Source organism: Pseudoblastomonas aquimaris, from assembly GCF_035481675.1.
Taxonomy (GTDB): Bacteria; Pseudomonadota; Alphaproteobacteria; order Sphingomonadales; family Sphingomonadaceae; genus Alteriqipengyuania_B.
Genome location: NZ_JAYJJW010000002.1, coordinates 294464 through 315442, shown reverse-complemented (window position 1 = coordinate 315442; position 20979 = coordinate 294464). Strand labels below are relative to the sequence as shown.

Here is a 20979-nt window from a genome sequence, read left to right as displayed (position 1 = left end):
GGGCCGCCTAGGCTTTCCAGCCCCAGAAGAGCTTGCACGGCGGGATGTTCCACGGGGCGTAGCCATCGTCGATGCGCGCGAAGTGCGGTTCCATGAAGTCGCGGGCGCGGGCGCTGAACTGGTAGACCAGGAATGCGCCGCCCGGGCGGATCACCCGGTGCGTGGCTGCCGCGATGGCGGGGCCGACCCCGTCCGGCAGGGTGGAGAACGGCAGGCCGGACACCACGTAATCGGCATGGTCCGCACCGTGCGCCTTCACAATCGCCTCGACATCCGCGGCCGAGCCGAGGACTGGCGAGAAGCGGCTGTCGGGAATGGTCCGCTTTAGATAATCGATGAACAGCGGGTTGGTGTCGATCGCGATCAGCTTCGCATCGCGGCGCAGCCGGTCCAGGATCGGGCGGCAGAACGTGCCGACGCCCGGACCGTATTCCACGAAGACGTCGCACGCCTCCCAGTCGACCGGGGCCAGCATCCGGTCGATCGTGTTCATCGACGACGGGATGACGCTGCCCACCATGCGCGGTTCGCGAACGAACCCTTCGAGGAAGACGCCCGCCGGGCCGAGCGCCCGTTTCATCTTGCCGATCAGCCCGCCCGCACGCGTGCGCGCCGCTTCGTTGGAAGTCATGGAATTCGCATACCCTTGCTGCCCGGCGCGGATCCCGCGCGGCTTCGCTCCATGCGTTCGCAAATAGGCCGCGCCATTGCAAGCGAGCGGTGCCCGCAGTAGCGGCAATCGGGTGAGCGAAACCGCGCCCCCTCCCGGCACGCCGGCCCCGCCGCCCGCAAAGCCGGGCACCATTTCGCGCGAGCGGCTGGTGCTGCTTTACATGGTCATGCTGACCACCGCGGCAGGCAACACGGCGATGCAGTCCGTCATGCCGTCGATCGGCACGTCGCTGGGCGTGGCGGACGTGTGGATCAGCCTCGCCTACAGCTGGTCGGCAGTGCTGTGGGTGGCGACCGCGCCGTTCTGGGCGCGGCGGTCCGACCGGCGCGGGCGCAAGACGATGATGGCGCTGGGCATGGTCGGCTTCATTTCCAGCTTCGCCCTGTGCGGCATCCTGTTGTGGCTGGGCCTCAATGGCTACCTCACCGCCTTCCTGACGCTGGCGCTGTTCGCGCTTGCCCGAGGGCTTTACGGCGGGTTCGGCAGTGCGGCGCCGCCGGCGGTGCAGGCCTATATCGCCAGCCGGACCGACCGCAGCCAGCGCACCAATGCGCTGTCGCTGATCGCGTCGAGCTTCGGGCTCGGCACCGTGATTGGCCCGGCGCTTGCCCCGCTGCTGATCTTTCCCGGTGCGGGGCTGACGGGGCCCTTCCTGATCTTCGCCCTGTTCGGTCTGGCGACGCTGGTGGCGCTGCGCCTGCGCCTACCGAACGACGATCCCGCTTTCGAGACTCGCTCCGGCGTGGTGCCTGCGCCCTATGGCACCGGCACCAGCGCGAACGGTGCCGGCCGGGCGGAGGACGAGGACGAGCAGCAGGCGGCAGAGGACATCCCCGACCTCAAGTGGACCGACCGCCGCCTGCGCCCCTGGCTGGTGGCCGGCCTATTGGGCGGGCACGCGCAGGCGATGGTGCTTGGCATTGCGGGCTTCCTCGTGCTCGACCGGCTGGGCCTGCGCGCCACGCCGGACGAAGGCGCGGGTCCGATCGGGCTGGTGTTGATGGCAGGCGCCATCGCGACGCTGCTGGCGCAATGGGGCCTGATCCCGACATTCAAGCTCGGCCCGCGGGCGGCGACCTTGTGGGGCATGGCGCTCGCCATCGTCGGCATATTGATGTTCGGCTGGGCGGAGAGCCTGCACCCGATCGCGCTGGGCTTTGCCATCGCCTCGCTCGGCTTCGGCCTGTTTCGCCCCGGCTTTACCGCAGGGGCATCGCTGGCGGTGCGGCGCAGCGAGCAGGGCCAGGTGTCCGGCATCGTCGCCTCGATCAACGGCGCGGCCTATGTCGTTGCCCCGGCACTTGGCGTGTGGATCTACGGCCATTCGGACCACGCCGCCTTCATCATCGTCGCAAGCCTGTGCGCGATGGTGGCGGTGCTAGGCTGGCGGGGCCTGCAGGCCGATGCCGACCTGACCGGGGAAACCGGCGCTAGCTGAACCCGATGCGCCAGATCGGGCGCGGCAGGCCGGGCGCGTCAGAGGATTTCCTCGACCTTTTCCTTCGGCCGGCACAGGCGCACGCCTTTTTCGGTTTCCACCAGCGGCCGTTCGATCAGGATGGGATCGGCGACCATCGCATCGAGCACGGCGTCGGCATCCGCATCGGGCAGCCCGTGCTCCTGCGCATCGGTGCCGCCCAGGCGCAGGCCCTGCGCCGGGGTCATGCCCGCATCGGCGAACAGCTGGGCGAGCTTCTCGCGCGTGGGGGGATTCTCGAGATAGCGGACGACCTCCACGTCGACGCCGTCGCGCTCTTCCAAGATCGCGAGCGTGTTGCGGGAGGTGCCGCATTTCGGGTTGTGCCAGATGGTCGCTTTCATCGCCTGTCTCCTCGGCGCCCCTGACTTTGCGCGGGGCCGTTGCGTTGCCCCGACGCCCTAGCGCGCGAAAATCTTCATGCAAGGCGATCACTATGGTTGCAAATGCGAATTCTTCGCAATAGAGGCTGCTCCTGCAAATCATTCGCAATAAGAACAGAAAGCCTCTTGTGACTTCTACCAATCCCCGTTTTTCGCTGCGCGCCGCCGTTCTTGCAGGCGCAGCCATGCTGCCCGCCGCCCCCGCTTTTGCCGACGAGGCCGATTCGTCCGGCCCGCGCGTGCAGGAATACCTGCCCGAGGACATCCTCGTGATCGGGGAGCGCAAGGGGTACGAGAGCGAGGACGGCTCGACCGCCACGAAAACGCAGACCCCGCTGATCGACGTGCCGCAGGCGGTCTACGTCCTGACCGAGGAGCAGCTCGACGACCAGGGCGTCCGCTCGCTCGGCGATGCGCTGCGCTATGCCCCCGGCGTCAGCCTGGAAAGCGGCGAAGGCCACCGCGACGAGGTGTTCATCCGCGGCCAGGAAACCACCGCCGACTTCTTCGTCGACGGTCTGCGCGACGATGCGCAATATTACCGCCCGCTCTACAACATCGACCGGGTCGAGGTGCTGAAGGGCGCCAATGCGCTGATCTTCGGTCGCGGCGGCGGCGGCGGGGTGATCAACCGGGTCACCAAGACGGCCGACCCGCTCGACACTTTCATCGCGCTCGACGGAACGGTGGACAGCTTCGGCGCCTTCGCCGTGGCGGCCGATGTCAGCGAGCCCCTCTCCGACACGGCCGGCATCCGCCTCAATGCGACGTACGAGGAGTTTGCCAACCACCGCGACGAATACGACGGCCGCTTCTTCGGCATCAGCCCGACGCTGTCGTTCGAAGTTGGCCCCCAGACCACGCTGACGGCCAGTTACACCTATGACGACGACGAGCGCGTGACCGACCGCGGCATCCCGTCGCTCGGCAACCGTCCCATCCAAGGCTATGACGAAGTGTTCTTCGGCCAGCCGGGATTCAACACCAGCGATGTGCAGGTGAACATCGGCCGCGTGCGGGTGGACCACGTGTTCTCCCCCCGCCTGCGCGGCAACATCGCCTTCCAGTATGCCGATTACGACAAGTTCTATTCCAACATCGTGCCCACCGGGGCGACGGAGACGACGGTTGACCTCGGCGGCTATGCCGATGGGACAGAGCGCCAGAATTTCGTCGGCCAGGCGAACATCATCGGCGATTTCGACACGGGGCCGCTGCACCACAAGTTCCTGCTCGGCACCGAAGTCGTCGCCAGCGACACCCTGAGCTTCCGCGACCGCGTGCGCTTCGCCAGCGGGCTGACGACGGAAACGGTCGACCTTGCGCAGACGATTTCCGTCCCCGCCTTCTCGACCGAATTCCAGCGCCGTCGCAGCAGCGACCTGCTCGTCACCTCTTTCTATGCGCAGGACCAGATCGCGCTGGGCGATACGATCGACCTCGTCCTGGGCGTCCGCTACGACGAATTCGACCTCGAGGCCGACGTCCAGGATGCAAGCGGCGCGGTCACCGGCACCACGACCCGCCTCGACAGCCGCTGGAGCCCGCGCGTCGGCGTTATCGTCAAACCGGTGGAGACCGTGTCGCTTTACGCCAGCTACACCGAGAGCTTCCTGCCGCAGTCGGGCGACCAATTCGTGACGCTGAGCCAGCAGCAGCAGGCGCTGGAGCCCGAATTGTTCGAAAACGTCGAGCTCGGCGCGAAATGGGCGCCGCGGCCCGACCTGTTCCTGACAGCCGCCGTGTTTCGCCTCACCCGGTCCAACACCACGGCGGTCGATCCGGTGAACCCCGGCCTCGTCGTCCTGACCGGCGAATCGCAGGTCGAAGGCTTCGAAGCGAGCATCGCGGGCAAGCTGGCCCCGGGGCTGCAGGCGAACCTCGCCTACACCTATCTCGACGGCGAAATCACGTCGGACAGCGACTTTGCGGATGAAGGCACGCGGCTGCAGCAGCTGCCGCGTCACCAGGTCGCCGCCTGGGCGCGTTACGACGTGACGCCGGTCGTCGGCATCGGTGCGGGCGTGATCCACCAGTCGGACCAGTTCGCCAGCTTCGCCAACAATGTGGTCCTGCCCGCCTACACCCGCGTGGATGCGGCGTTGTTCTGGGACGTGTCCGAAACGCTCGACCTGCAGCTGAATGTCGAGAACCTGTTCGACACGGATTACTACCCCAGCGCCCATGGCAACAACAACATCGCGCCGGGCGCTCCGCTGAACGCCAGCATCACCGCCCGCGTGAAGTTCTGACGCCTATTCGCCGTCCGGCAGGCCCATCGCCGGCACCGCCTCGGCCGCGTCTTCGGGATCGATCCCGGGCGCGGGCGCGGCGCTGATCAGCTCCTCGCGCCGGGCCACGCGCCCGGCGCGCTGGATGGCGCGGGTCAGCCGCGGATATACCCCGCAGCGGCACAGGTTGGGGATCGCCGCTTCGATCTCCGCCTCGCTCGGCGCGGGATTGCTGCGGAGCAATGCAGCAGCGGCAATCGCGATACCCGGCGTGCAGAAGCCGCACTGGATTGCCTGTTCGGCAACCAGCGCCTGCTGCACCGGGTGGCTGCGGTCCGCCGACAGGCCTTCGATCGTGGTGATATAGCGGCCCTCGACCTCGCCCAGCGCGATCAGGCAGCTGCGCAGCGCCTCCCCGTCGACCAGGACCATGCAGGCCCCGCATTCGCCGGTGCCGCAGCCGTTCTTCGTGCCGGTGAGGTTCGCCGCCTCGCGGATTGCGGTGACGAGCGGGGTTTCCGGGTCGAGCGCAATGCCCACCGGCCGGTCGTTGAGCGTGAAGCCGATGGCCACGATGGGTGCGCGCCTATTCCTTGAAGCTGGGGTCGATCCGTTCGGCCCGGCGCATCCAAGCGCCGAAATCGAACATCCCGCCGCCGCCCTGCTGCTGCATCACTGACAGGTCGCGCTGGTGCACGTCGACCACGTCTTGCGGGATGGTGAGCGGGGTGCCCGCGGCCTTGGTCGCGATCTGAATCTCGCAGGCGCGCTGCAGGCTCCACATGGTGACGAACATTTCCTCGATCGTCCGGCCCAGCACCACCGGGCCGTGGTTGCGCAGCATCAGCACGCGGTGATGCTTCAGGTTCTCGACCAGTCGCTCGCCCTCCTCCTCGCGCACGGTCACGCCTTCGAAGTCGTGGTAGCCGATCTGGTCCTTGAAGCCCGCAGCATAGAAGCTGGTCGCGGTCAGCCCTTCCTCGGTGCTGCACACCGCCATCGTGGCGGTCGTGTGGACGTGGCAGATGGCGTGCGCCCAATCGAGCTTTTCATGGAAATAGGCGTGCTGGGTGAAGCCCGCCTTGTTCACCGGATAGGGCGACCCGTCGAGATTGTTGCCCTGGCTATCGATCTTGACGAGGTTGCTGGCGCACACCTCGTCATACAGCAGGCCGAAGGGGTTGATCAGGAAGGCTTCCTCCCCCGGCACCTTCAGGCTGATGTGGTTGTAGATCGATTCCGACCAGCCCATCATGTCGAAGATGCGATAGCACGCGGCCAGCTTCACGCGCGCCTGCCATTCGGTATCGCTGCACTGGAAATCGTCGCGCTTGAGGGCGGTGGCCATGGGTCTCTCCGTTGCTTTATCCGGGCGCCTTATCTCATTTCACCGCGCGCCGGACAAGGCTGGCCGGTATCGCAGCGCGCAGTCAGGCTGCATAGGCGCGCAGGAACGTCTCGACCGCGGCATCGATGCGGCGCTGGTTGACCGCAGGGTCATGTTCGCCGGCGAAGCGCCATTCGAGGTCGGCCATGCCTTTCACCATCCCGGCGAACTGTTCGGCGGCAAGCTCCGGATCGTCCAGCTCGAGCTCGCCGCGCGCGGCGGCCCGGCGCATGACGTCGGCAAGCGCCGCCTTCATCCGCCGCGGTCCGGATTCGAGGAAGGTGCGGCCGAGTTCGGGATGTCGCTCGGCTTCGGACGCCAGCCGTCGCTCGAAACGCAGCATGTTCGGGCGGAACAGGAAGCCGTGCATGCCGTGCGCGATCATCGCCAGCCGCTGCGCCAGCGGCACGTCGTCGATTTCGGGCAGCATCCGCCCGCGCATCTTTTCGCACTCGGCCTCGACTGCCGCCTTGAACAGGGCCTCCTTGCCGCCGAACTGGTTGTAGACGGTGACCTTGGACACGCCCGCAATCTCCGCGATCCGCTCGATCGAGCTGGCCGCGAAGCCGACGTCGAAGAACTGGTCGACGGCGGCATCCAGGATCGCGTCGCGCTTCGCCGTGTCGACGGGGCGCCCCTTGCGCAGACCTGCCCCCTTACCCAGACATTCGTGGCCGGAATTGTCGATTGACATCGTGAACGGCACCGTTCAATTAAACGAGACCGTTCACTAATAGGCGTCAGGGTCGCATCTGGCAAGCTGGGCGAAAGCGCGAGGGCATGAACTGGATCGCGATACGGATGCTGACCGGCGACCGGCAGAAGTTCTTCGGCCTCGTCTTCGGCATCGCTTTTTCCACCCTCCTCATCACCCAGCAGCTGACGATTTTCGTCAATTTGCTCGAACGCGGCGCGAGCGGCGTCTACAACGTCGGCGCGGCGGACGTGTGGGTGATGGACCCGGTCAGCCGGACGACCGACGTGAATTTCCCCATGCCCGCCACCGCGCTCGACCGGGTTCGCGGCGTGCCCGGCGTCGAATGGGCGGTGCCGCACCTGCGCGCCGGGGCCTCCGTGCGGACCAAGGACGGCGACCTCGAAGGCGTCAGCGTCATCGGGGTGGACGACACCACGCTGATCGGCTTGCCGAAGGGCATGGTGGAAGGCAGCCGCGCGGTGCTGGAACAGCCCGATACCGTCATCATCGACGATGTCGGCGCCACCCGCATGTTCGCCGAAGGGGACGACCCCATTGGGGAGCGGCTGGAACTGAACGACCAGCGCGCCGTGGTGCGCGGGATCGCCGATTCCATCCCCAGCTTCACCAGCCAAGTCACGCTCTATACAACCTACAGCCGGGCGCTGACCTACGTGCCCGGCACTCGCAACCGGCTGAGCTTCGTACTGGCCAAGAGCGCCGCGGGCGTCACCCCGGAGCAACTCGTCACCCGGATCGAGGGCCAGACCGGCCTGCGCGCCCGCACGCGGGAGGATTTCGCGCAGGACGGCATTAATTTCATTATCGAGAACACCGGCATCCCGCTCAATTTCGGGATCACCGTGGTGCTGGGCTTCGTGGTCGGCGTCGCCATCGTCGGCCTGACTTTCAGCCTGTTCATTCGCGACAACATCAAGCAGTTCGGCGCGCTCAAGGCCATCGGCGTGCACAACGGCAAGCTGCGCCGCATGGTCGCAGTGCAGGCGGGGATGGTCGGGCTGATCGGATACGGCCTCGGCGTGCTGGGCACGGTGGGCTTCATCCAGGCCTTTTCGTCGAACCCCACCTTCAAGGGGTTCTATATCCCGTGGCAGGTTCCGCTGCTCAGCCTGATGGCGGTGACGCTGATCATCGCGCTCACCGGCTGGCTGGCCTTGCGCAACGTGCTGAAGACCGAACCTGCGGCGGTGTTCCGGTGAGCGCGCAGACCGCCATCGCGGTGCGCGACATCGCGCGCGATTTCGAAAGCGGCCAGCAGACGATCCGCGTCCTCCACGGCATCGACCTGGAAGTGAAGGCGGGAGAGCTCACCTATCTCGTCGGCGAAAGCGGTTCGGGCAAGACCACGCTGATCTCGATCATGTGCGGCATCCTGTGGCCGACCGAAGGAGAGGTGGAGGTGTTCGGCACCGACATCTACAACCTGTCGGACCGCGAGCTGGTGGAATTCCGCCTGCAGAACATCGGCTTCATCTTCCAGCAGTACAACCTCATCCCCGCCATCGACGCCGCCAGCAACGCGGCCGTGCCGCTGATCGCGCAGGGCATGGACCGCACCGAGGCGCGCGAGCGGGCCAGGGCAATGATGGACAAGCTCAACATCCTCGACCAGGCGGACAAGCTGCCCAGCCAGCTTTCGGGCGGCCAGCAGCAGCGCGTCGCCATCGCCCGCGCGCTGGTCCACGAACCGCGGCTGGTGGTCTGCGACGAACCGACCGCCGCGCTCGATGCGAAATCGGGGCGCAAGGTGATGGACCTGCTGCGCGAAGTGGGCGTGGCGGAGGACCGCAGCGTCATCATCGTCACCCACGACAACCGCATCTTCGATCTCGCCGACCGCATCCTCGTGCTGGAGGACGGGCGGATCACCCATGACGGCACCGAAATGCCCGACGAAGGACAGAACGGATGAACCTGCGCAATCTCAACTTCTCGCGCCAGATCCTGCCCGCGATCGCGGTGCTCGGCCTGATCCTGGCGGCGATCTACATCGCCACCGGCCTGCCCGACCGCGAGCTCGCCCCGGCCGAGGAAGAGCCGGCGCGCGCCACCGGGGAACTGGCCGATGCGCCGCGCGTCGCCGGGGCGGGCGTGGTCGAGCCGTCGAGCGAGACCATCGACATCGGCACGGCGGTATCGGGCCTCGTCACCGACATCCGCGTGACGCCGGGCGATTACGTTCAACGCGGCCAGCCGCTGTTTACCGTGGACGACCGTGCCATCCGCGCGCGCATCGCGGAGACCGGCGCCGCCATCGGCGAAGCGCGCGCCGCGATCACCGAAGCGCAGGCCGCCATCGCCGAGGCACGCAGCGCCGAAGCCACCGCCGCGCAGCAACTGGCGCTCTATCGCGGCGTATCGGACCCCGCCGCAGTCAGCCGCAGCGAAGTCATCCGCGCCGAAGGCGAAGCGAGCGCCGCGCGCGAACGCCGCCAGCTCGCCGAAGCGCGCCTTTCCGCCGCACGCGCCCGGCTGCAATCGGCGCAGGCGCTGCAGCAGTCGGCCCGCACCGAACTGGGCCGCCTGACCGTGCGCGCACCGATTTCGGGCGAGATCCTGGCGGTCAACATCCGCCCCGGCGAATTCGTCAGTGCAGGCGGCCCGCAGGGCGGCAACGCGACCCCGTTCATCCAGATGGGCGAGACCCGCCCGCTCTATGTCCGCATCGATATCGACGAGGACGAGGCGGTGCGGATCGACATGGGCGCGCCCGCCTTCGTCAGCCCGCGCGGCGCGGCGGACCGGCAGGTGCGCGCGCAATTCGTGCGCGCGGAGCCGCTGATCGTGCCCAAGCGGTCACTCACCAACTCGGCTGCCGAGCGCGTGGACGTGCGCGTGCTGCAGGTGCTCTACCAGCTGCCGCCGGTCGACATGTTCCGCGTCGGCCAGCAGGTCGATGCCTTCATCCCTGCCCGTGGGCGGGAGACGGCGCAGGGCGGCGCGAACGTGCGCCCGGCACCGGTGGAGGCCCGGTGATGCCAGTGATGGCGAAGCGCCGCGCTGCCGCAGTCGCGCTGGTCGCGAGCGCGCTGGGCGGCTGCGTCGCCGGCCCGGCGCCCGAAATCGCGACGCCCGCGCCGGTCCTGCCGGAGACCTATCTCTACCGGCCATCGGGCGCGGTGGAGACTTCGCTCGCCGACCTTCTACCGCAGGGCGATGCCGCCTTCGTCCGCATGGCGGAAGTCGCGCTGGCGGGCTCCCCCACCCTGCTCGAAGCGGTCGCCCGGATAGATGCCGCGCGCGCCGCCGCGGACCGCGCGGGCGCCAACCGCCTACCCGCAGTCGGCATCGGCGGCTCGGTCACCGGATCGCGCACCAATCCCGACCAGTTCGGCGCGAACCTGCCCCCCGGCGTGGAATTCGACATCACCCGCGTGCAATACGGCGCGAATGTCACCGCGAGCTGGGACCCCGACGTCTTCGGCCGCCTGCGCTCCAGCGAACGCGCCAGCCTTGCCCTTGCCGAGGCCAGCGCGGCCGACCGCGATGCGGTGCGCGTCGCCCTGATCGCGGAACTTGCCGCCGCCACGATCGACTGGCGCACGCTCTCCGCCCGCGAGGCAAGCCTGCGCCGCGACCTCGGCACCGCGACCGAATTCGCGCGGCTCGCCGGGGTGCGCGAGGAAGCCGGACTCTCCCCCGGTTTCGACCGTATCCGCGCCGAAGGCACGATGGCGAATGTGCAGAGCCGGATCGACGCGCTGGCAGGCGAGAAGGCCCGGCTGCTCGGGCGGCTCGTCACCCTCTCCACGCTGGATGCAGGGACTATCGAGGCGCTGTTCGCCGAGACTGCGCCAGGCACCGGCGCGCCGCCGCCCCCGGCAACTTTGCCGAGCGACCTGCTATCCGCCCGGCCCGACGTGCGCGCCGCCTTCGCCCGGCTTGCCGCCAGCGACCAGGCGCTTGCCGCGACCGCTGCCAGCCGCTTCCCCAGCTTCGACCTGTCCGCCGTGGTCGGCCTGCTCGCCTTCGGGATCGGCGGCTTGTTCGATACCGACGCCATCGTCGGCTCGCTGGGTGCAAGCGTGGCCGCGCCCCTGCTCGACTTCGGACGTATCGGGGCGGAGATCGACGGCGCGGCGGCCGACAAGCGCGCGGCCTTCCAGCGCTATCGCGGCGCGGTCTACCAGGCGCTGGGCGATGCGGAGAGCGGCTATGCGCTCGTCGCCGCAACCGACCGGGAGGCAGCCTCGGCCCGCACGGAAGCGGCGCTGGGCGCGCGGCAGGCGGACCTTGCCGACACCCGCTACCGCGCCGGCCTCGCCGATTTCCTCACCGTACTCGACGCGCGGCGCACCGCCATCGCCGCAAACGAACGCGCCGATGCGGCGGAGGGCCGCGCGAGCCGCGCCCGCGTGCTGCTATGGCAGGCACTCGGCGGCAGCGAGAGCCCGTTGCCATAGGGCCCGCAGCGCAACCGCGCGGTTGACCCCCTTCCCGCCTTTCCATACTCCAACCGGCGGATCGCGGGAGTACGGGCGTGGGCAGTTCCAAGGCATGGCATATCGGTAAGGCGCTGGCGTTTGCCTGGCTTGCTGCCGGCTTGGCCCTGCCGGCACAGGCGCAGGTGGTGCGCGACAACGGCACCGTGACGCTGCAGGGCGCCGTCGCCGCCGCGCTCGAAACGAACCCGCAGATCATCCAGGCGCAGTATAACGAGGAAGCGGTTTCCGCGCAGGAAGACCAGGCGCGCGGTGCCTTTTACCCGCAAGTCGACCTGGAAGCCGGCACGGGCGTGCGGCAGCTACGAAACAACACGCGCACCAATCTCGGGATTGCGGACGACCTGCTGTATCCCACCGATGCGCGGGCGGGCATCAATTACACGATCTTCGACTTCGGCCGCCGCCGGGGCGAGCTCGCGCGGCAGGCCGCCCGCGCCGATGCGGCGGCGGTACAGGTCGTGCAGCGCGCCGATGCGGTCGCACTGGAAGTGGCGCGGCGCTATCTCGACCTCGTGCTGCAGGACCGGCTGGCCCTGTCCGCGCAGGAAAGCGTGGTGTTCCACCGCGTGCTGGTGGGCGACCTTCAGCGCGGCATCGATGCCGGCACCGTCGGCCGGCCGGAACGGCGGCTGGCGGAAGACCGCCTGCAGGCCGCACTGGTGCGCGAAATCGAGGCAGGCCGCGCGCGCGACATTGCGCGCATCCAGCTGCTGGAACTGACTGGGCTCGACATCGCCCGGCCGCTGCCGCCGCCCGATCTGTCCGGCCAGCTGCCGGAAGGGCTCGACATGGCGATCGCTACCCTGCTGGAGCGCAACCCCGCCATCCTCGCCGCGCAGCTGGAAGTCACCGCTGCCGAGGCACAGCTTCAGTCCATCCGCGGCGAACGCTACCCCGAAATCGGCGTCGACCTGGCGGCCCAGACTGGCGACGACATCGACGGCTTCGGCGGGCAGACCGACGACTTGCGCGCCCGGGTATCGGTGCGCTGGAACGTGTTCGACGGCGGCATCACCGAAGCGCGCGTGCGCGAGGCAAGCGCCCGGGCGAACGAGCAGCGCTTCCGCCTCGCCGAGACTGCCCGCGCCGCACAGTCCGAGCTGCGCGCCGCGCTCAGCACGGCCGATGCGCAGGGCCGCTTCGCCAGCACCTATGGCGAGCAGACGGTCATCACGCAGGATCTGTCGGAATCCTATCGCCGCCAGTTCGAGATCGGCCGGCGCAACCTGCTCGAACTGCTCGATGCTCGGCTGAGGATGCAGGAAGCGCGCGACCGGCAGGCGCAGGCCGAATACGCCCGGCTGTTCGCCCAGTACGAGGCGCTGGCGCTGCTCGACCTGCTGCTCGAATCGCTCCAGCTCGCCCCGCCGATCGGGCGCTGAACGGGCGATCGGCACGCATCCGGCCGGCCGGCGATGCGCCATTGTTATAAATATCTGTTTTGTCGCGGGACATTTGCAGGTTTTTTACCATGACCCCTTGCGTCAATAGCACAGATGGATAGGCTCCCCCCATCCGCAACACCGCAGTCGATTGGGTCGCACCTCTTTGCGTCTGGGGACCGGTGGTTGCTTCGGATCCTTGGGAGAATTTCAACATGGGTGTTTTGGACTGGAAGTTCGGCAACAAGAGCGTGCTCACGCCGCAGAACCACGAAGGTGATGTGGATGTCGAAGACTTCAATCTCGACAATTTCGCGGACGGCGAAGCGACCTATCGCAACAAGCCGATCTTCGACCTCGACCAGGTGATCGACCAGATCGACACCGGCCGCGCGCAGAAGATCACCGCCAACAACACGATCACCTACACCTTCCTCGACGAAGGCGACGGGCTGATCTCGATCTACAACAATCCGAACTACGGCTTTTCGGCCGGCTTCGGTCTTGCCGCCTTCACGGAAGACCAGGAAGAAGCAGCCCGCCTCGCCGTGGGCCTGTGGGACGACCTGATCGCGCCGTCCTTCCGCGAAATCGAAGGCCGCGGCGCGGACATCCAGTTCGCCAACTCGTGGGATCCGGCGCAGGCTTACGCCTATTTCCCGAACGAGAAGGGCGGCTACAAGTACCTCGGCGACGTCTTCATCGCCGACCCGCGTTCGTATTACGACGAAAGCGGCCAGCTGCTCCATCGCGGCAACTTCACCAACGGCGACCTGTCGATCGGCGGGTATGGGCACACGACCATCGTGCACGAGCTCGGCCACTCGCTCGGCCTCAGCCACCCCGGCGACTACAATGGCGCTGGTGCAACCACATACACCGACCAGGCCGAATACGCGCAGGATAGCGAGCAGTATTCGATCATGTCCTACTGGGACGAGAGCCAAACCGGCGCGCGCGTGGTGAACTGGAACACTCTGACGGTCAGCTTCCTCGGCCGCTGGGCAAACCCGCAGACGCCGATGCTGCACGATATCCTGACGGTGCAGGCGAAATACGGCGCGGACCTTACCACCCGCACCGAAGACACCACCTACGGCTTCAACTCGAATGCCGACCGTGAAGTGTTCGATTTTGCCGTCAACGACCAGCCGTTCCTGGCCATCTACGATGCCGGCGGCGTGGACACGCTGGACTTCTCCGGCTTCGAAGCGTCGGTCGTCATCAACCTCAACGACGGCGAGTTCTCGTCCGCCGGCCAAGGCAACGTGACGGTCGCCGACGTGATCGAAGGTCTCGACCCGATCGATGAAGCTATCGACGTCGCATACGAAGGCGCGTTCTTCGACGACTACACCAGCAATTCGGGCAACGTGCCTTCGCAGGCCTTTCTCGACAATACGATGGCGCAATTCATGGACGCCAACGCCAACAGCATCGCAGCCGACTGGGGCCACGCAGGCGTGTTCGCAACGCAATACCTCAACATCGCGATCGCCTATGAAACGGAAATCGAGAATGCCATCGGCACCGATTACCGCGACCTCATCATCGCCAACGAGCTCGACAATGTGCTTACCGGCAATGGTGGGGACGACGTGTTCATCTTCCTCGACGGCGGCAACGACACGATCACGGACTTCGAATCGGGCAGCGACCTGATCGACCTGTCCGCCTTCGGCATCGACGACACGGCAGTGACGATCGGCGAAGGCTTCCTGACCGTGGACTTCGACGGTGACGGCCAGGCCGACCTGACGCTGACCTTCAGCAACGGCGCCGAAGTGCAGGCCACCGACATCTACTACGGCTGATCGCCGCAAGGCTCACCGACAACGAAAGGGCCGCTCCGGTATTCCCGGGGCGGCCCTTTTCCTTTGGCGCTGTGGCCTGCTGCCTACTCGCGGAAGGCCCGCTGCTGCAGGCGGGTGATCGGGCGCAGGATATAGTCGAGGACCGAGCGCTTCTCCGAAATCAGGCTGACCTCTGCGGTCATCCCCGGCCCGATCGGCAGGCGATCGCCGCTGTCGGTCACCACCGCGTCCGCCGCGGTCGCCACCTGCACTTCGTAATAGGGCTCGCCCGTGCGCTCGTCGGTCTGCGCATCGGGGCTGATGGTAACGACTTCGCCGTCCAGCCCGCCGTAGACAGTGGGGTCGTAAGCAGTGATGTTGACCTTGGCCTTCTGCCCGATGGCCACCCAGCCGATGTCGCTCGGCCGGATGCGCGCGGTGACCAGCAGCGCATCCTCGCTCGGGACGATCTCGATCAGCGGTTCGCCCGGCACGACCGATCCGCCGACCGTGTTCTTGAGCACGCGGTTGACGCGCCCGCTCATCGGCGAGCGGAGCACCGACCGGTCGAGCCGCTCGGCCAGCGCCGGCTGCGAGCCACGTACTGCGGCGAATTCGCGATTGGCGGAGGACAATTCGTTCGCGGCGGCAGAGCGCCAGTCCTGCCGCTGCTGCGCCAGCGAGGAACGCGCTTCCGCCACGCTCGCCTGGGCGCGGGTGATATTCGCCTGCGCCGCGGCCACTTCGGCGCGGGTGGAATTGGCGCGGCTTTCCGCCTGCACCAGCTCGATGCGCGGCTCGATCCCGTCCTCGACAAGGGGGCGGATCAGCGCCAGCTCCTCCTGCGCGGCGCGCGCGGCGCTCTGGCGGGCGTCGAGCTGGGCGCGGGCTTCCTCAACGGCACGCTCGGCCTGCCGGATGCGCGCCTCGCCCGCCGCGACCAGGCTCGACAAATTGGCCTGCCGCGACTGGTAGAGCGCGCGCTCGATCTCGATCTGCTGCTGCATCGCCGCGCCGCCGCCCGTGGGAAAGTTCGGCGCACGGCCAGCAGCCTCGCCCTGCAAGCGCGCGATCCGGGCTGCCAGGGCGGCGCTGTCGGAGCGGCTGATCGCCAGGTCGCCGCCGCGCTGGGTCTGGTCGAGCGCCATCAGCGGCTGCTCCGCCGTCACCGTGTCGCCGGCCTTCACGAAGACTTCCTCGATCACCCCGCCTTCGAGGTTGGAGACGACCTGCAATTGCGAGGACGGCACGACCCGGCCCTGCCCGCGCACCACCACGTCCAGCGTCGCCAGCGCGGCCCATGCGATAAAGATCACGACGATCGCGACGATGGCATAGAGGATCCAGCTGGCCGCCTTGGACGGCGCGAGGGTGGCGACCCGTTCGTCATCCTGCACCACGTCCGTGCTCACGGCATCGTCTTCCATCGCGCTCATTTCTTGCCGCCGGTCGTCACCAGCGCCTCCTTCGGCAGTTTCGACAGGGGCTGGCGCGCGGCCTTGCCGAAGTTCGGCAGCACCTCGTCACGCTTGCCGTCCGCGATCACCCGGCCGCCGTCCATCACGATGACCCGGTCGACCAGCCGCAGGAACGGCGTGCGGTGGGTGATGACGACCAGCGTCTTGCCCTGCACTTCGCTTTCCAGCGCCTCCAGCACGGCGTTTTCCGTCTCGTTGTCCATTTGGCTGGAAGGCTCGTCGAACAGCAGCACTTGCGGGCTCCCGGCCAGCGCGCGCGCAAGCGCGATCGACTGGCGCTGCCCGCCGGACAGGCCTTCGCCCCGGTCCATCAGCTTGCGGTCGTATCCGTCCGGGATGCGCTTCATGAAATCGTGGGTTTTCGAAAGCGTGGCCGCGCGCAGCATTTCCTCGTCCGAAATGTCGGCCCGGCCGAGCGTGATATTGTCGCGCACCGTGCCCGAAAACAGCACGCTTTCCTGCAGCGCGGCGCCGATGCGGGCGCGGATGTCGTCCTTGCTCAGCTGGCGCAGGTCGACGTTATCGACCAGCACGTTGCCTTCCAGCGGCGGGAACAGGCCCATGATGAGCCGCGCGATCGTGCTCTTCCCCGATCCCACGCGCCCGACCAGCGCCACCCGTTCCCCCGGCGCGATGCGGAAGGACACGTTGTCGAGCGCCTTGGTCTTGGTGCCGGGATAGGCGAAGGTGACATCGGCGAATTCGATCTCGCCTTTAAGCCCGGAAAGCTTGAGCGCGCTGCCGGCGCCCGTCTCCCGCTCCGTCTGCATCAGCGAATCGATCTGGCGATAGGCGGAGCGCGTCGAGTTGAGGCGCGAGAGGATCGAGGCGATCTGGGTGAGCGGGGCGACCGCGCGGCCCGACAGGATCGAACAGGCGATCAGCGCGCCGAGCGACATCTCCTGCGCGGCGATCTGGCCGACGCCGACGATGATGACGCCGGCATAACCGATCATCTGCGCGCTCTGCGCGAAGGTCAGCGCGATATTGGCGGTCAATCTCTGGGCGAGCGACGTCTGCGCGTGCTCGACCACCGCATCGTCCCACCGCGCGGCGAGCATCGGCCCGGCGGCGGCGGCCTTCACCGTCTCCAGCCCGCCGATGGTTTCGACCAGCACGCTCTGCTTGTGCAGCCCCTGCCCCAGCGCGCGGGCGCTCAGCCGGTCGAGCGCGGGATTGGTGAGCCAGCCTGCGAGCAGCACCAGCGGGATCAGCACCATCGGCACGAAGACCACCGGCCCGCCGATCAGCGCCACCACCACCAGGATGAGGAGGATGAACGGCACGTCGACCATCGCCAGCACCGTGGCGCTGGCGAAGAAATCGCGCAGCGCCTCCAGCTCGCGCATCAGGCCGGCGAGCGCACCGGTGCTGCCCTGCCGCCGGTCCAGCCGGATCGCGAGCAGCTGCTGGAACACCTTGCGCCCCACGTCGAGGTCGATCCGTGCGCCGGCATGGTCGGTGAGGTAGGACCGCAGCATCTTCAGCACGAAATCGAACACGACCACGATGCCGAGCCCGATGCTGAGCGCGATCAGCGATTCCGTGGCGTTGTTGGGGATCACCCGGTCATAGACGACCATCGTGAAAATGCTGGTGACCAGCGCGAACAGGTTCACGAACACCGCCGCCAGCGCAACGCGGCGATACGTTCCCGCATTGGCGCGCAGCGGCTCCATCAGCCAGTCCGCAAAACGCGGCTTGCGCTCGCTGGGCGAAATACGTCCGTCGTCTTCGATCATGCCATCCAAGCCGTCTGCCCCGGGCACCCGCAAGGGGCCACCCCTCCAAAGGGAAGGGGATAGCGCCAAAACCCGCCGCTGCCCACCCACGGTGTGAAGGGTCGGTAACGGAGAAATCGTGTGTTTCTCTGGAAAAGTGGTGCCGCTTAGAGGACTCGAACCTCTGACCCCATCATTACGAATGATGTGCTCTACCACCTGAGCTAAAGCGGCGCCTGCGTGGCCCCTTAGTGCGCAAGGCGCGGGACCGCAACATTATGTGCTTCGCGTGTGGAGGCCCGAGCCGGAATCGAACCGGCGTGCAAGGATTTGCAGTCCTCTGCGTAACCACTCCGCCATCGGGCCGGCACGCGAAGGCTGGCCCCCTAGCTTAGCCACCGGCGCAGTTCAATGCGTTTGTGCAGGAGGAGCGCCCGCCAACATAGGTTGCAGATAGCCACGAGGTGTCTACAGCTTTGCGCCATGGCTTTGACGGACTTTCTCGACCCGGTCGGCAAACCCGGCCCGCAGACCCTGCCCGACGCGCAGACCTGGATGCAGGGGCGCACGTTCTACGGCGGCGCATCGACGCTGATTGCCTATACCGCCGCGATCCGCGCATTCCCCGACCTGCCGCCCTTGCGGGCAGCGCAGGTCGGCTTCGTCGCGCCCGTGGGCGAAACGGTGGAGACCCGCGTGCAGATCGTCCGGCGGGGGCGCAACGTGACCCAGCTGCGCAGCGAAATCCTGTGCGATGGCGAAGTGGCGCTCACTGCCTTCTTCCTGTTCGGCGCCGCGCGCGATCCCAACGCCCGCCACCCTGCCGCCAGGGCGGACAACGTCGCCTTCGATCCCGACGATGCCGAGATCGTGATGGCCGACAAGGGGCCAGTCTTCATTCGCAATCATTTCGAGCTGCGGCGGGGGCAGGATTTTTCCGGCAAGGGGCCGCCGGTGGTGCGGCGCTGGCTGCGGCTGAAAGGCGACCACGGGCTCGACCCGGTTTCTCAGCTGATCCTCGTCGGCGACACGCTGCCGCCCGGCGCGATGCGGGCGATGGAGCGGCCGGGCCCGATCAGCTCGATCAACTGGTCGTTCAACATCCTCGACCCGGAGCCTGTGACGCAGGACGGCTGGTGGCTGGCCGAAACCAACAGCCAGTGGGCCGATCACGGCTTTTCCAGCGAGCGCCTGCGCCTGTGGAACATGGACGGCACGCAGATCGTGGACGGGATGCAGATCGCCGCCGTGTTCGGCTGAAGTATCGCTAGTCGGCGTAGTTCGCCGCGCGCTTCTGCAGTTCCGCCATCACCGCCTCGATCTGGTTCGGGGTGCGGATGACGCCGGCCTGCGCCTCGGCCTCTGCCAGCAGGATCGCGTCCTCGCCCATGTCGGGCACGGTGTTGGCGAGCTGCTTGGCCGCACGGATCGCGTCCGGATTGCGGCCGGCCATAGCGGTGGCAAGTTCCTGCGCGCGGGCGAGCGGGTCGTCCGCCATCTCGGTGACGAAGCCCAGCGCCTTGCCTTCCTCGGCCAGGAATTCCCGCGCGGTGTAAGTAAGTTCGCGCAAGACATCGTCGCGCACATTGCCGCGCCACAGGGCGAAGCCGCCCATGTCGGGCACCAGCCCCCATTTCATCTCCATCACCGCCATGCGCGTGGCAGGATGGGCGATCCGGATGTCCGCGCCGCTCGCGATCTGCAGCCCGCCGCCGAAACACACGCCATGGAGCGCGGCGATCACCGGGACCGGGCACTTGCGCCAGGTCATCGCGACTTCCTGGTACTTGTTGGCGTTGCCGTAGGTCCGTTCCTGCAAGGGCGGCGCATCGGGGTCGGCCTGCGCGCCGAAGCTGGCGGTGTCGAGCCCGGCACAGAAGGCCCGCCCCTCTCCCGAAAGCACGACCGCGCGAACGCCTTTCGCGCTGCGCAGCGCGGTGCCGGCGGCGATGATGCGTTCGAACATGGCGGGGTCGAGCGCGTTCATCTTGTCCGCACGGGTCAGCCGGACGTGCGCGACGTGGTCGGCAACGTCGATGGAAACGCGGTCGTCGCTGGTGAAATCGAGGGCGGTCATGGCGATGCTCCGAAGTCTAGTCGGCGAGGAAGCGCTTGATGTTGCGCGCGGCCTGGCGGATGCGCTGCTCGTTCTCGACGAGGGCAATGCGCACGAAACCTTCGCCGGCCTCGCCGTAACCGACGCCCGGCGCAACGGCGACGCCTGCCTTTTCCAGCAATTGCTTGGAAAATTCGAGGCTGCCGAGATTGCTCATCTTCTCGGGCAGCGGGGCCCAGGCGAACATCGATGCAGCCGGGGCCGGGATCGGCCAGCCGGCCCGGGTGAAGCTCTCGACCAGGAGGTCGCGCCGGCGCTGGAACGTCTGCCGGTTCTCCTCGACGACATCCTGCGGCCCGTTGAGCGCCGCGCAGGCCGCCGCCTGGATCGGGGTGAAGGCCCCGTAATCGAGATAGCTTTTCACCCGCGTCAGGGCGGCGATCATCTCCGCATTGCCGACCGCGAAACCGATCCGCCAGCCCGCCATGCGGTAGGTCTTGCTGAGGCTGGTGAACTCGACCGCGACATCCTTCGCGCCCGGAACCTGCAGGATCGATGGCGTCGGCTTGCCGTCGTAATACAATTCCGAATAGGCGAGGTCGGAGATGACCATCACTTCGTTTTCCCGCGCCCAGTCGACCACCCGGGTGTAGAATTCCAGGTCGGCGACCTCTGCCGTGGGGTTTGACGGGTAATTCACGATCAGTATCGTCGGGCGCGGCACGCTATGGGCCATCGCCTTGTCGAGGATGTTGAAATAGGCGTCGCCCGGCGTAGTCGGGATTTCGCGGATCGTGGCACCTGCCAGGATGAAGCCGTAGGTATGGATCGGGTAGCTGGGGTTGGGCGCCAGCACCACGTCGCCCGGCGCGGTGATCGCGGTGGCTAGGCTGGCGAGCCCTTCCTTGGACCCCATGGTGACCACCACTTCGCTTTCGGGGTCGAGCTCTACGCCGAAGCGGCGCTGGTAGTAGTTGGCCTGCGCCCGGCGAAGTCCCGGGATGCCCTTCGACTGGGAATAGCCGTGTGCATCGGGCTTCGCGGCCACTTCCACCAGCTTGTCGATCACGTGCTGCGGCGGCGGCTGGTCGGGATTACCCATGCCGAGATCGATGATGTCGCGCCCTGCCCGCCGGGCGGCATGGCGCATGCCGTTCACCTCGGCGATGACATAGGGCGGCAGGCGCTTGATGCGGTAGAAGTCGCGGCTCATGCGGGGCGTGATGCCGATAGCG

General features: G+C 67.4%; 18 protein-coding genes and 2 tRNA genes. 9 read left to right on the top strand and 11 right to left on the bottom strand.

Annotated elements, in window-relative coordinates; translation table 11 throughout:
- Window positions 1–7 precede the first annotated feature (7 nt).
- Window positions 8–631, bottom strand: coding sequence for a class I SAM-dependent methyltransferase (locus VCJ71_RS11625; protein WP_324641299.1), 624 nt, complete (start codon window positions 629–631; stop codon window positions 8–10).
- A gap of 112 nt (window positions 632–743) precedes the next feature.
- On the opposite strand from VCJ71_RS11625, the gene VCJ71_RS11620 reads away from it, so the two are divergent.
- Entirely contained in the window at window positions 744–2111 is a 1368-nt protein-coding gene (locus VCJ71_RS11620) for an MFS transporter (RefSeq protein WP_416379172.1), read from the top strand.
- A 38-nt stretch (window positions 2112–2149) separates the two neighbouring features.
- Here the strand turns inward: VCJ71_RS11620 and arsC are convergent, their stop codons facing one another.
- Window positions 2150–2494: an arsenate reductase (glutaredoxin) gene (gene arsC / locus VCJ71_RS11615; RefSeq protein WP_324641298.1), complete on the bottom strand. Its 345-nt coding sequence runs from the start codon at window positions 2492–2494 to the stop codon at window positions 2150–2152.
- 224 nt (window positions 2495–2718) lie between these two features.
- On the opposite strand from arsC, the gene VCJ71_RS11610 reads away from it, so the two are divergent.
- Window positions 2719–4785 carry a TonB-dependent receptor gene (locus VCJ71_RS11610; RefSeq protein ID WP_324641297.1) on the top strand — a complete coding sequence of 689 codons (2067 nt, stop codon included), beginning with the start codon at window positions 2719–2721 and terminating at the stop codon, window positions 4783–4785.
- A gap of 3 nt (window positions 4786–4788) precedes the next feature.
- On the opposite strand, the gene VCJ71_RS11605 is transcribed toward VCJ71_RS11610, so the two are convergent.
- The 3 genes from VCJ71_RS11605 to VCJ71_RS11595 all read right to left on the bottom strand — a co-directional run bounded on the left by VCJ71_RS11605 (window position 4789) and on the right by VCJ71_RS11595 (window position 6845).
- On the bottom strand, window positions 4789–5337 hold the full coding sequence (locus VCJ71_RS11605) for a (2Fe-2S)-binding protein (protein ID WP_324641296.1): 549 nt from the start codon (window positions 5335–5337) through the stop codon (window positions 4789–4791).
- Window positions 5338–5350: 13 nt separating this feature from the next.
- Entirely contained in the window at window positions 5351–6112 is a 762-nt protein-coding gene (locus VCJ71_RS11600) for a class II aldolase/adducin family protein (protein ID WP_324641295.1), read from the bottom strand.
- 82 nt (window positions 6113–6194) lie between these two features.
- Window positions 6195–6845: a TetR/AcrR family transcriptional regulator gene (locus VCJ71_RS11595; RefSeq protein WP_324641294.1), complete on the bottom strand. Its 651-nt coding sequence runs from the start codon at window positions 6843–6845 to the stop codon at window positions 6195–6197.
- 86 nt (window positions 6846–6931) lie between these two features.
- Here VCJ71_RS11595 and VCJ71_RS11590 point away from each other — a divergent pair, with 86 nt between their 5' ends.
- From VCJ71_RS11590 to VCJ71_RS11565, 6 genes are all read left to right on the top strand, one after another.
- Window positions 6932–8068, top strand: coding sequence for an ABC transporter permease (locus VCJ71_RS11590; protein ID WP_324641293.1), 1137 nt, complete (start codon window positions 6932–6934; stop codon window positions 8066–8068).
- Window positions 8065–8781 (top strand): ABC transporter ATP-binding protein, encoded by a 717-nt coding sequence (locus VCJ71_RS11585; RefSeq protein ID WP_324641292.1) that lies wholly within the window; start codon window positions 8065–8067, stop codon window positions 8779–8781. The genes VCJ71_RS11590 and VCJ71_RS11585 overlap by 4 nt, the downstream gene beginning before the upstream one ends.
- The gene (locus VCJ71_RS11580) at window positions 8778–9845 is read left to right on the top strand and encodes an HlyD family secretion protein (RefSeq protein ID WP_324641291.1); all 1068 of its coding nucleotides are present in this window, start codon (window positions 8778–8780) and stop codon (window positions 9843–9845) included. The genes VCJ71_RS11585 and VCJ71_RS11580 overlap by 4 nt, the downstream gene beginning before the upstream one ends.
- Window positions 9845–11272 (top strand): efflux transporter outer membrane subunit, encoded by a 1428-nt coding sequence (locus tag VCJ71_RS11575; RefSeq protein ID WP_324641290.1) that lies wholly within the window; start codon window positions 9845–9847, stop codon window positions 11270–11272. Before VCJ71_RS11580 ends, VCJ71_RS11575 begins: the two co-directional genes overlap by 1 nt.
- Window positions 11273–11349: 77 nt before the next feature.
- Window positions 11350–12696: a TolC family protein gene (locus tag VCJ71_RS11570; RefSeq protein ID WP_324641289.1), complete on the top strand. Its 1347-nt coding sequence runs from the start codon at window positions 11350–11352 to the stop codon at window positions 12694–12696.
- 215 nt (window positions 12697–12911) lie between these two features.
- A complete protein-coding gene (locus tag VCJ71_RS11565; RefSeq protein ID WP_324641288.1) occupies window positions 12912–14510 on the top strand; it encodes a M10 family metallopeptidase C-terminal domain-containing protein in 1599 nt (532 codons plus the stop codon).
- Window positions 14511–14593: 83 nt separating this feature from the next.
- Here the strand turns inward: VCJ71_RS11565 and VCJ71_RS11560 are convergent, their stop codons facing one another.
- From VCJ71_RS11560 to VCJ71_RS11545, 4 genes are all read right to left on the bottom strand, one after another.
- The gene (locus VCJ71_RS11560) at window positions 14594–15925 is read right to left on the bottom strand and encodes an HlyD family type I secretion periplasmic adaptor subunit (RefSeq protein WP_324641287.1); all 1332 of its coding nucleotides are present in this window, start codon (window positions 15923–15925) and stop codon (window positions 14594–14596) included.
- Complete coding sequence (locus VCJ71_RS11555; RefSeq protein ID WP_324641286.1) at window positions 15922–17709, bottom strand: type I secretion system permease/ATPase; 1788 nt, start codon at window positions 17707–17709, stop codon at window positions 15922–15924. Before VCJ71_RS11555 ends, VCJ71_RS11560 begins: the two co-directional genes overlap by 4 nt.
- A gap of 137 nt (window positions 17710–17846) precedes the next feature.
- Window positions 17847–17922: transfer RNA gene (locus tag VCJ71_RS11550), tRNA-Thr, on the bottom strand.
- Window positions 17923–17980: 58 nt separating this feature from the next.
- Window positions 17981–18054 (bottom strand) — tRNA-Cys (locus VCJ71_RS11545).
- A 117-nt stretch (window positions 18055–18171) separates the two neighbouring features.
- Here VCJ71_RS11545 and VCJ71_RS11540 point away from each other — a divergent pair.
- Window positions 18172–18948 carry an acyl-CoA thioesterase gene (locus tag VCJ71_RS11540; protein ID WP_324641285.1) on the top strand — a complete coding sequence of 259 codons (777 nt, stop codon included), beginning with the start codon at window positions 18172–18174 and terminating at the stop codon, window positions 18946–18948.
- 7 nt (window positions 18949–18955) lie between these two features.
- Here the strand turns inward: VCJ71_RS11540 and VCJ71_RS11535 are convergent, their stop codons facing one another.
- Window positions 18956–19765 carry a crotonase/enoyl-CoA hydratase family protein gene (locus VCJ71_RS11535; RefSeq protein ID WP_324641283.1) on the bottom strand — a complete coding sequence of 270 codons (810 nt, stop codon included), beginning with the start codon at window positions 19763–19765 and terminating at the stop codon, window positions 18956–18958.
- Window positions 19766–19781: 16 nt separating this feature from the next.
- The gene (locus tag VCJ71_RS11530; protein ID WP_324641282.1) at window positions 19782–20957 is read right to left on the bottom strand and encodes an LL-diaminopimelate aminotransferase; all 1176 of its coding nucleotides are present in this window, start codon (window positions 20955–20957) and stop codon (window positions 19782–19784) included.
- Window positions 20958–20979 lie beyond the last annotated feature (22 nt).

Bases quoted from the DNA above. Each gene is read 5' to 3' on its own strand.
- VCJ71_RS11625 (WP_324641299.1), bottom strand. From the start codon at position 631: ATGACTTCCAACGAAGCGGCGCGCACGCGTGCGGGCGGGCTGATCGGC.
- arsC (WP_324641298.1), bottom strand. From the start codon at position 2,494: ATGAAAGCGACCATCTGGCACAACCCGAAATGCGGCACCTCCCGCAAC.
- VCJ71_RS11610 (WP_324641297.1), top strand. From the start codon at position 2,719: ATGCTGCCCGCCGCCCCCGCTTTTGCCGACGAGGCCGATTCGTCCGGC.
- VCJ71_RS11600 (WP_324641295.1), bottom strand. From the start codon at position 6,112: ATGGCCACCGCCCTCAAGCGCGACGATTTCCAGTGCAGCGATACCGAA.
- VCJ71_RS11595 (WP_324641294.1), bottom strand. From the start codon at position 6,845: ATGTCAATCGACAATTCCGGCCACGAATGTCTGGGTAAGGGGGCAGGT.
- VCJ71_RS11590 (WP_324641293.1), top strand. From the start codon at position 6,932: ATGAACTGGATCGCGATACGGATGCTGACCGGCGACCGGCAGAAGTTC.
- VCJ71_RS11580 (WP_324641291.1), top strand. From the start codon at position 8,778: ATGAACCTGCGCAATCTCAACTTCTCGCGCCAGATCCTGCCCGCGATC.
- VCJ71_RS11575 (WP_324641290.1), top strand. From the start codon at position 9,845: ATGCCAGTGATGGCGAAGCGCCGCGCTGCCGCAGTCGCGCTGGTCGCG.
- VCJ71_RS11565 (WP_324641288.1), top strand. From the start codon at position 12,912: ATGGGTGTTTTGGACTGGAAGTTCGGCAACAAGAGCGTGCTCACGCCG.
- VCJ71_RS11560 (WP_324641287.1), bottom strand. From the start codon at position 15,925: ATGAGCGCGATGGAAGACGATGCCGTGAGCACGGACGTGGTGCAGGAT.
- VCJ71_RS11555 (WP_324641286.1), bottom strand. From the start codon at position 17,709: ATGATCGAAGACGACGGACGTATTTCGCCCAGCGAGCGCAAGCCGCGT.
- VCJ71_RS11540 (WP_324641285.1), top strand. From the start codon at position 18,172: ATGGCTTTGACGGACTTTCTCGACCCGGTCGGCAAACCCGGCCCGCAG.
- VCJ71_RS11535 (WP_324641283.1), bottom strand. From the start codon at position 19,765: ATGACCGCCCTCGATTTCACCAGCGACGACCGCGTTTCCATCGACGTT.
- VCJ71_RS11530 (WP_324641282.1), bottom strand. From the start codon at position 20,957: ATGAGCCGCGACTTCTACCGCATCAAGCGCCTGCCGCCCTATGTCATC.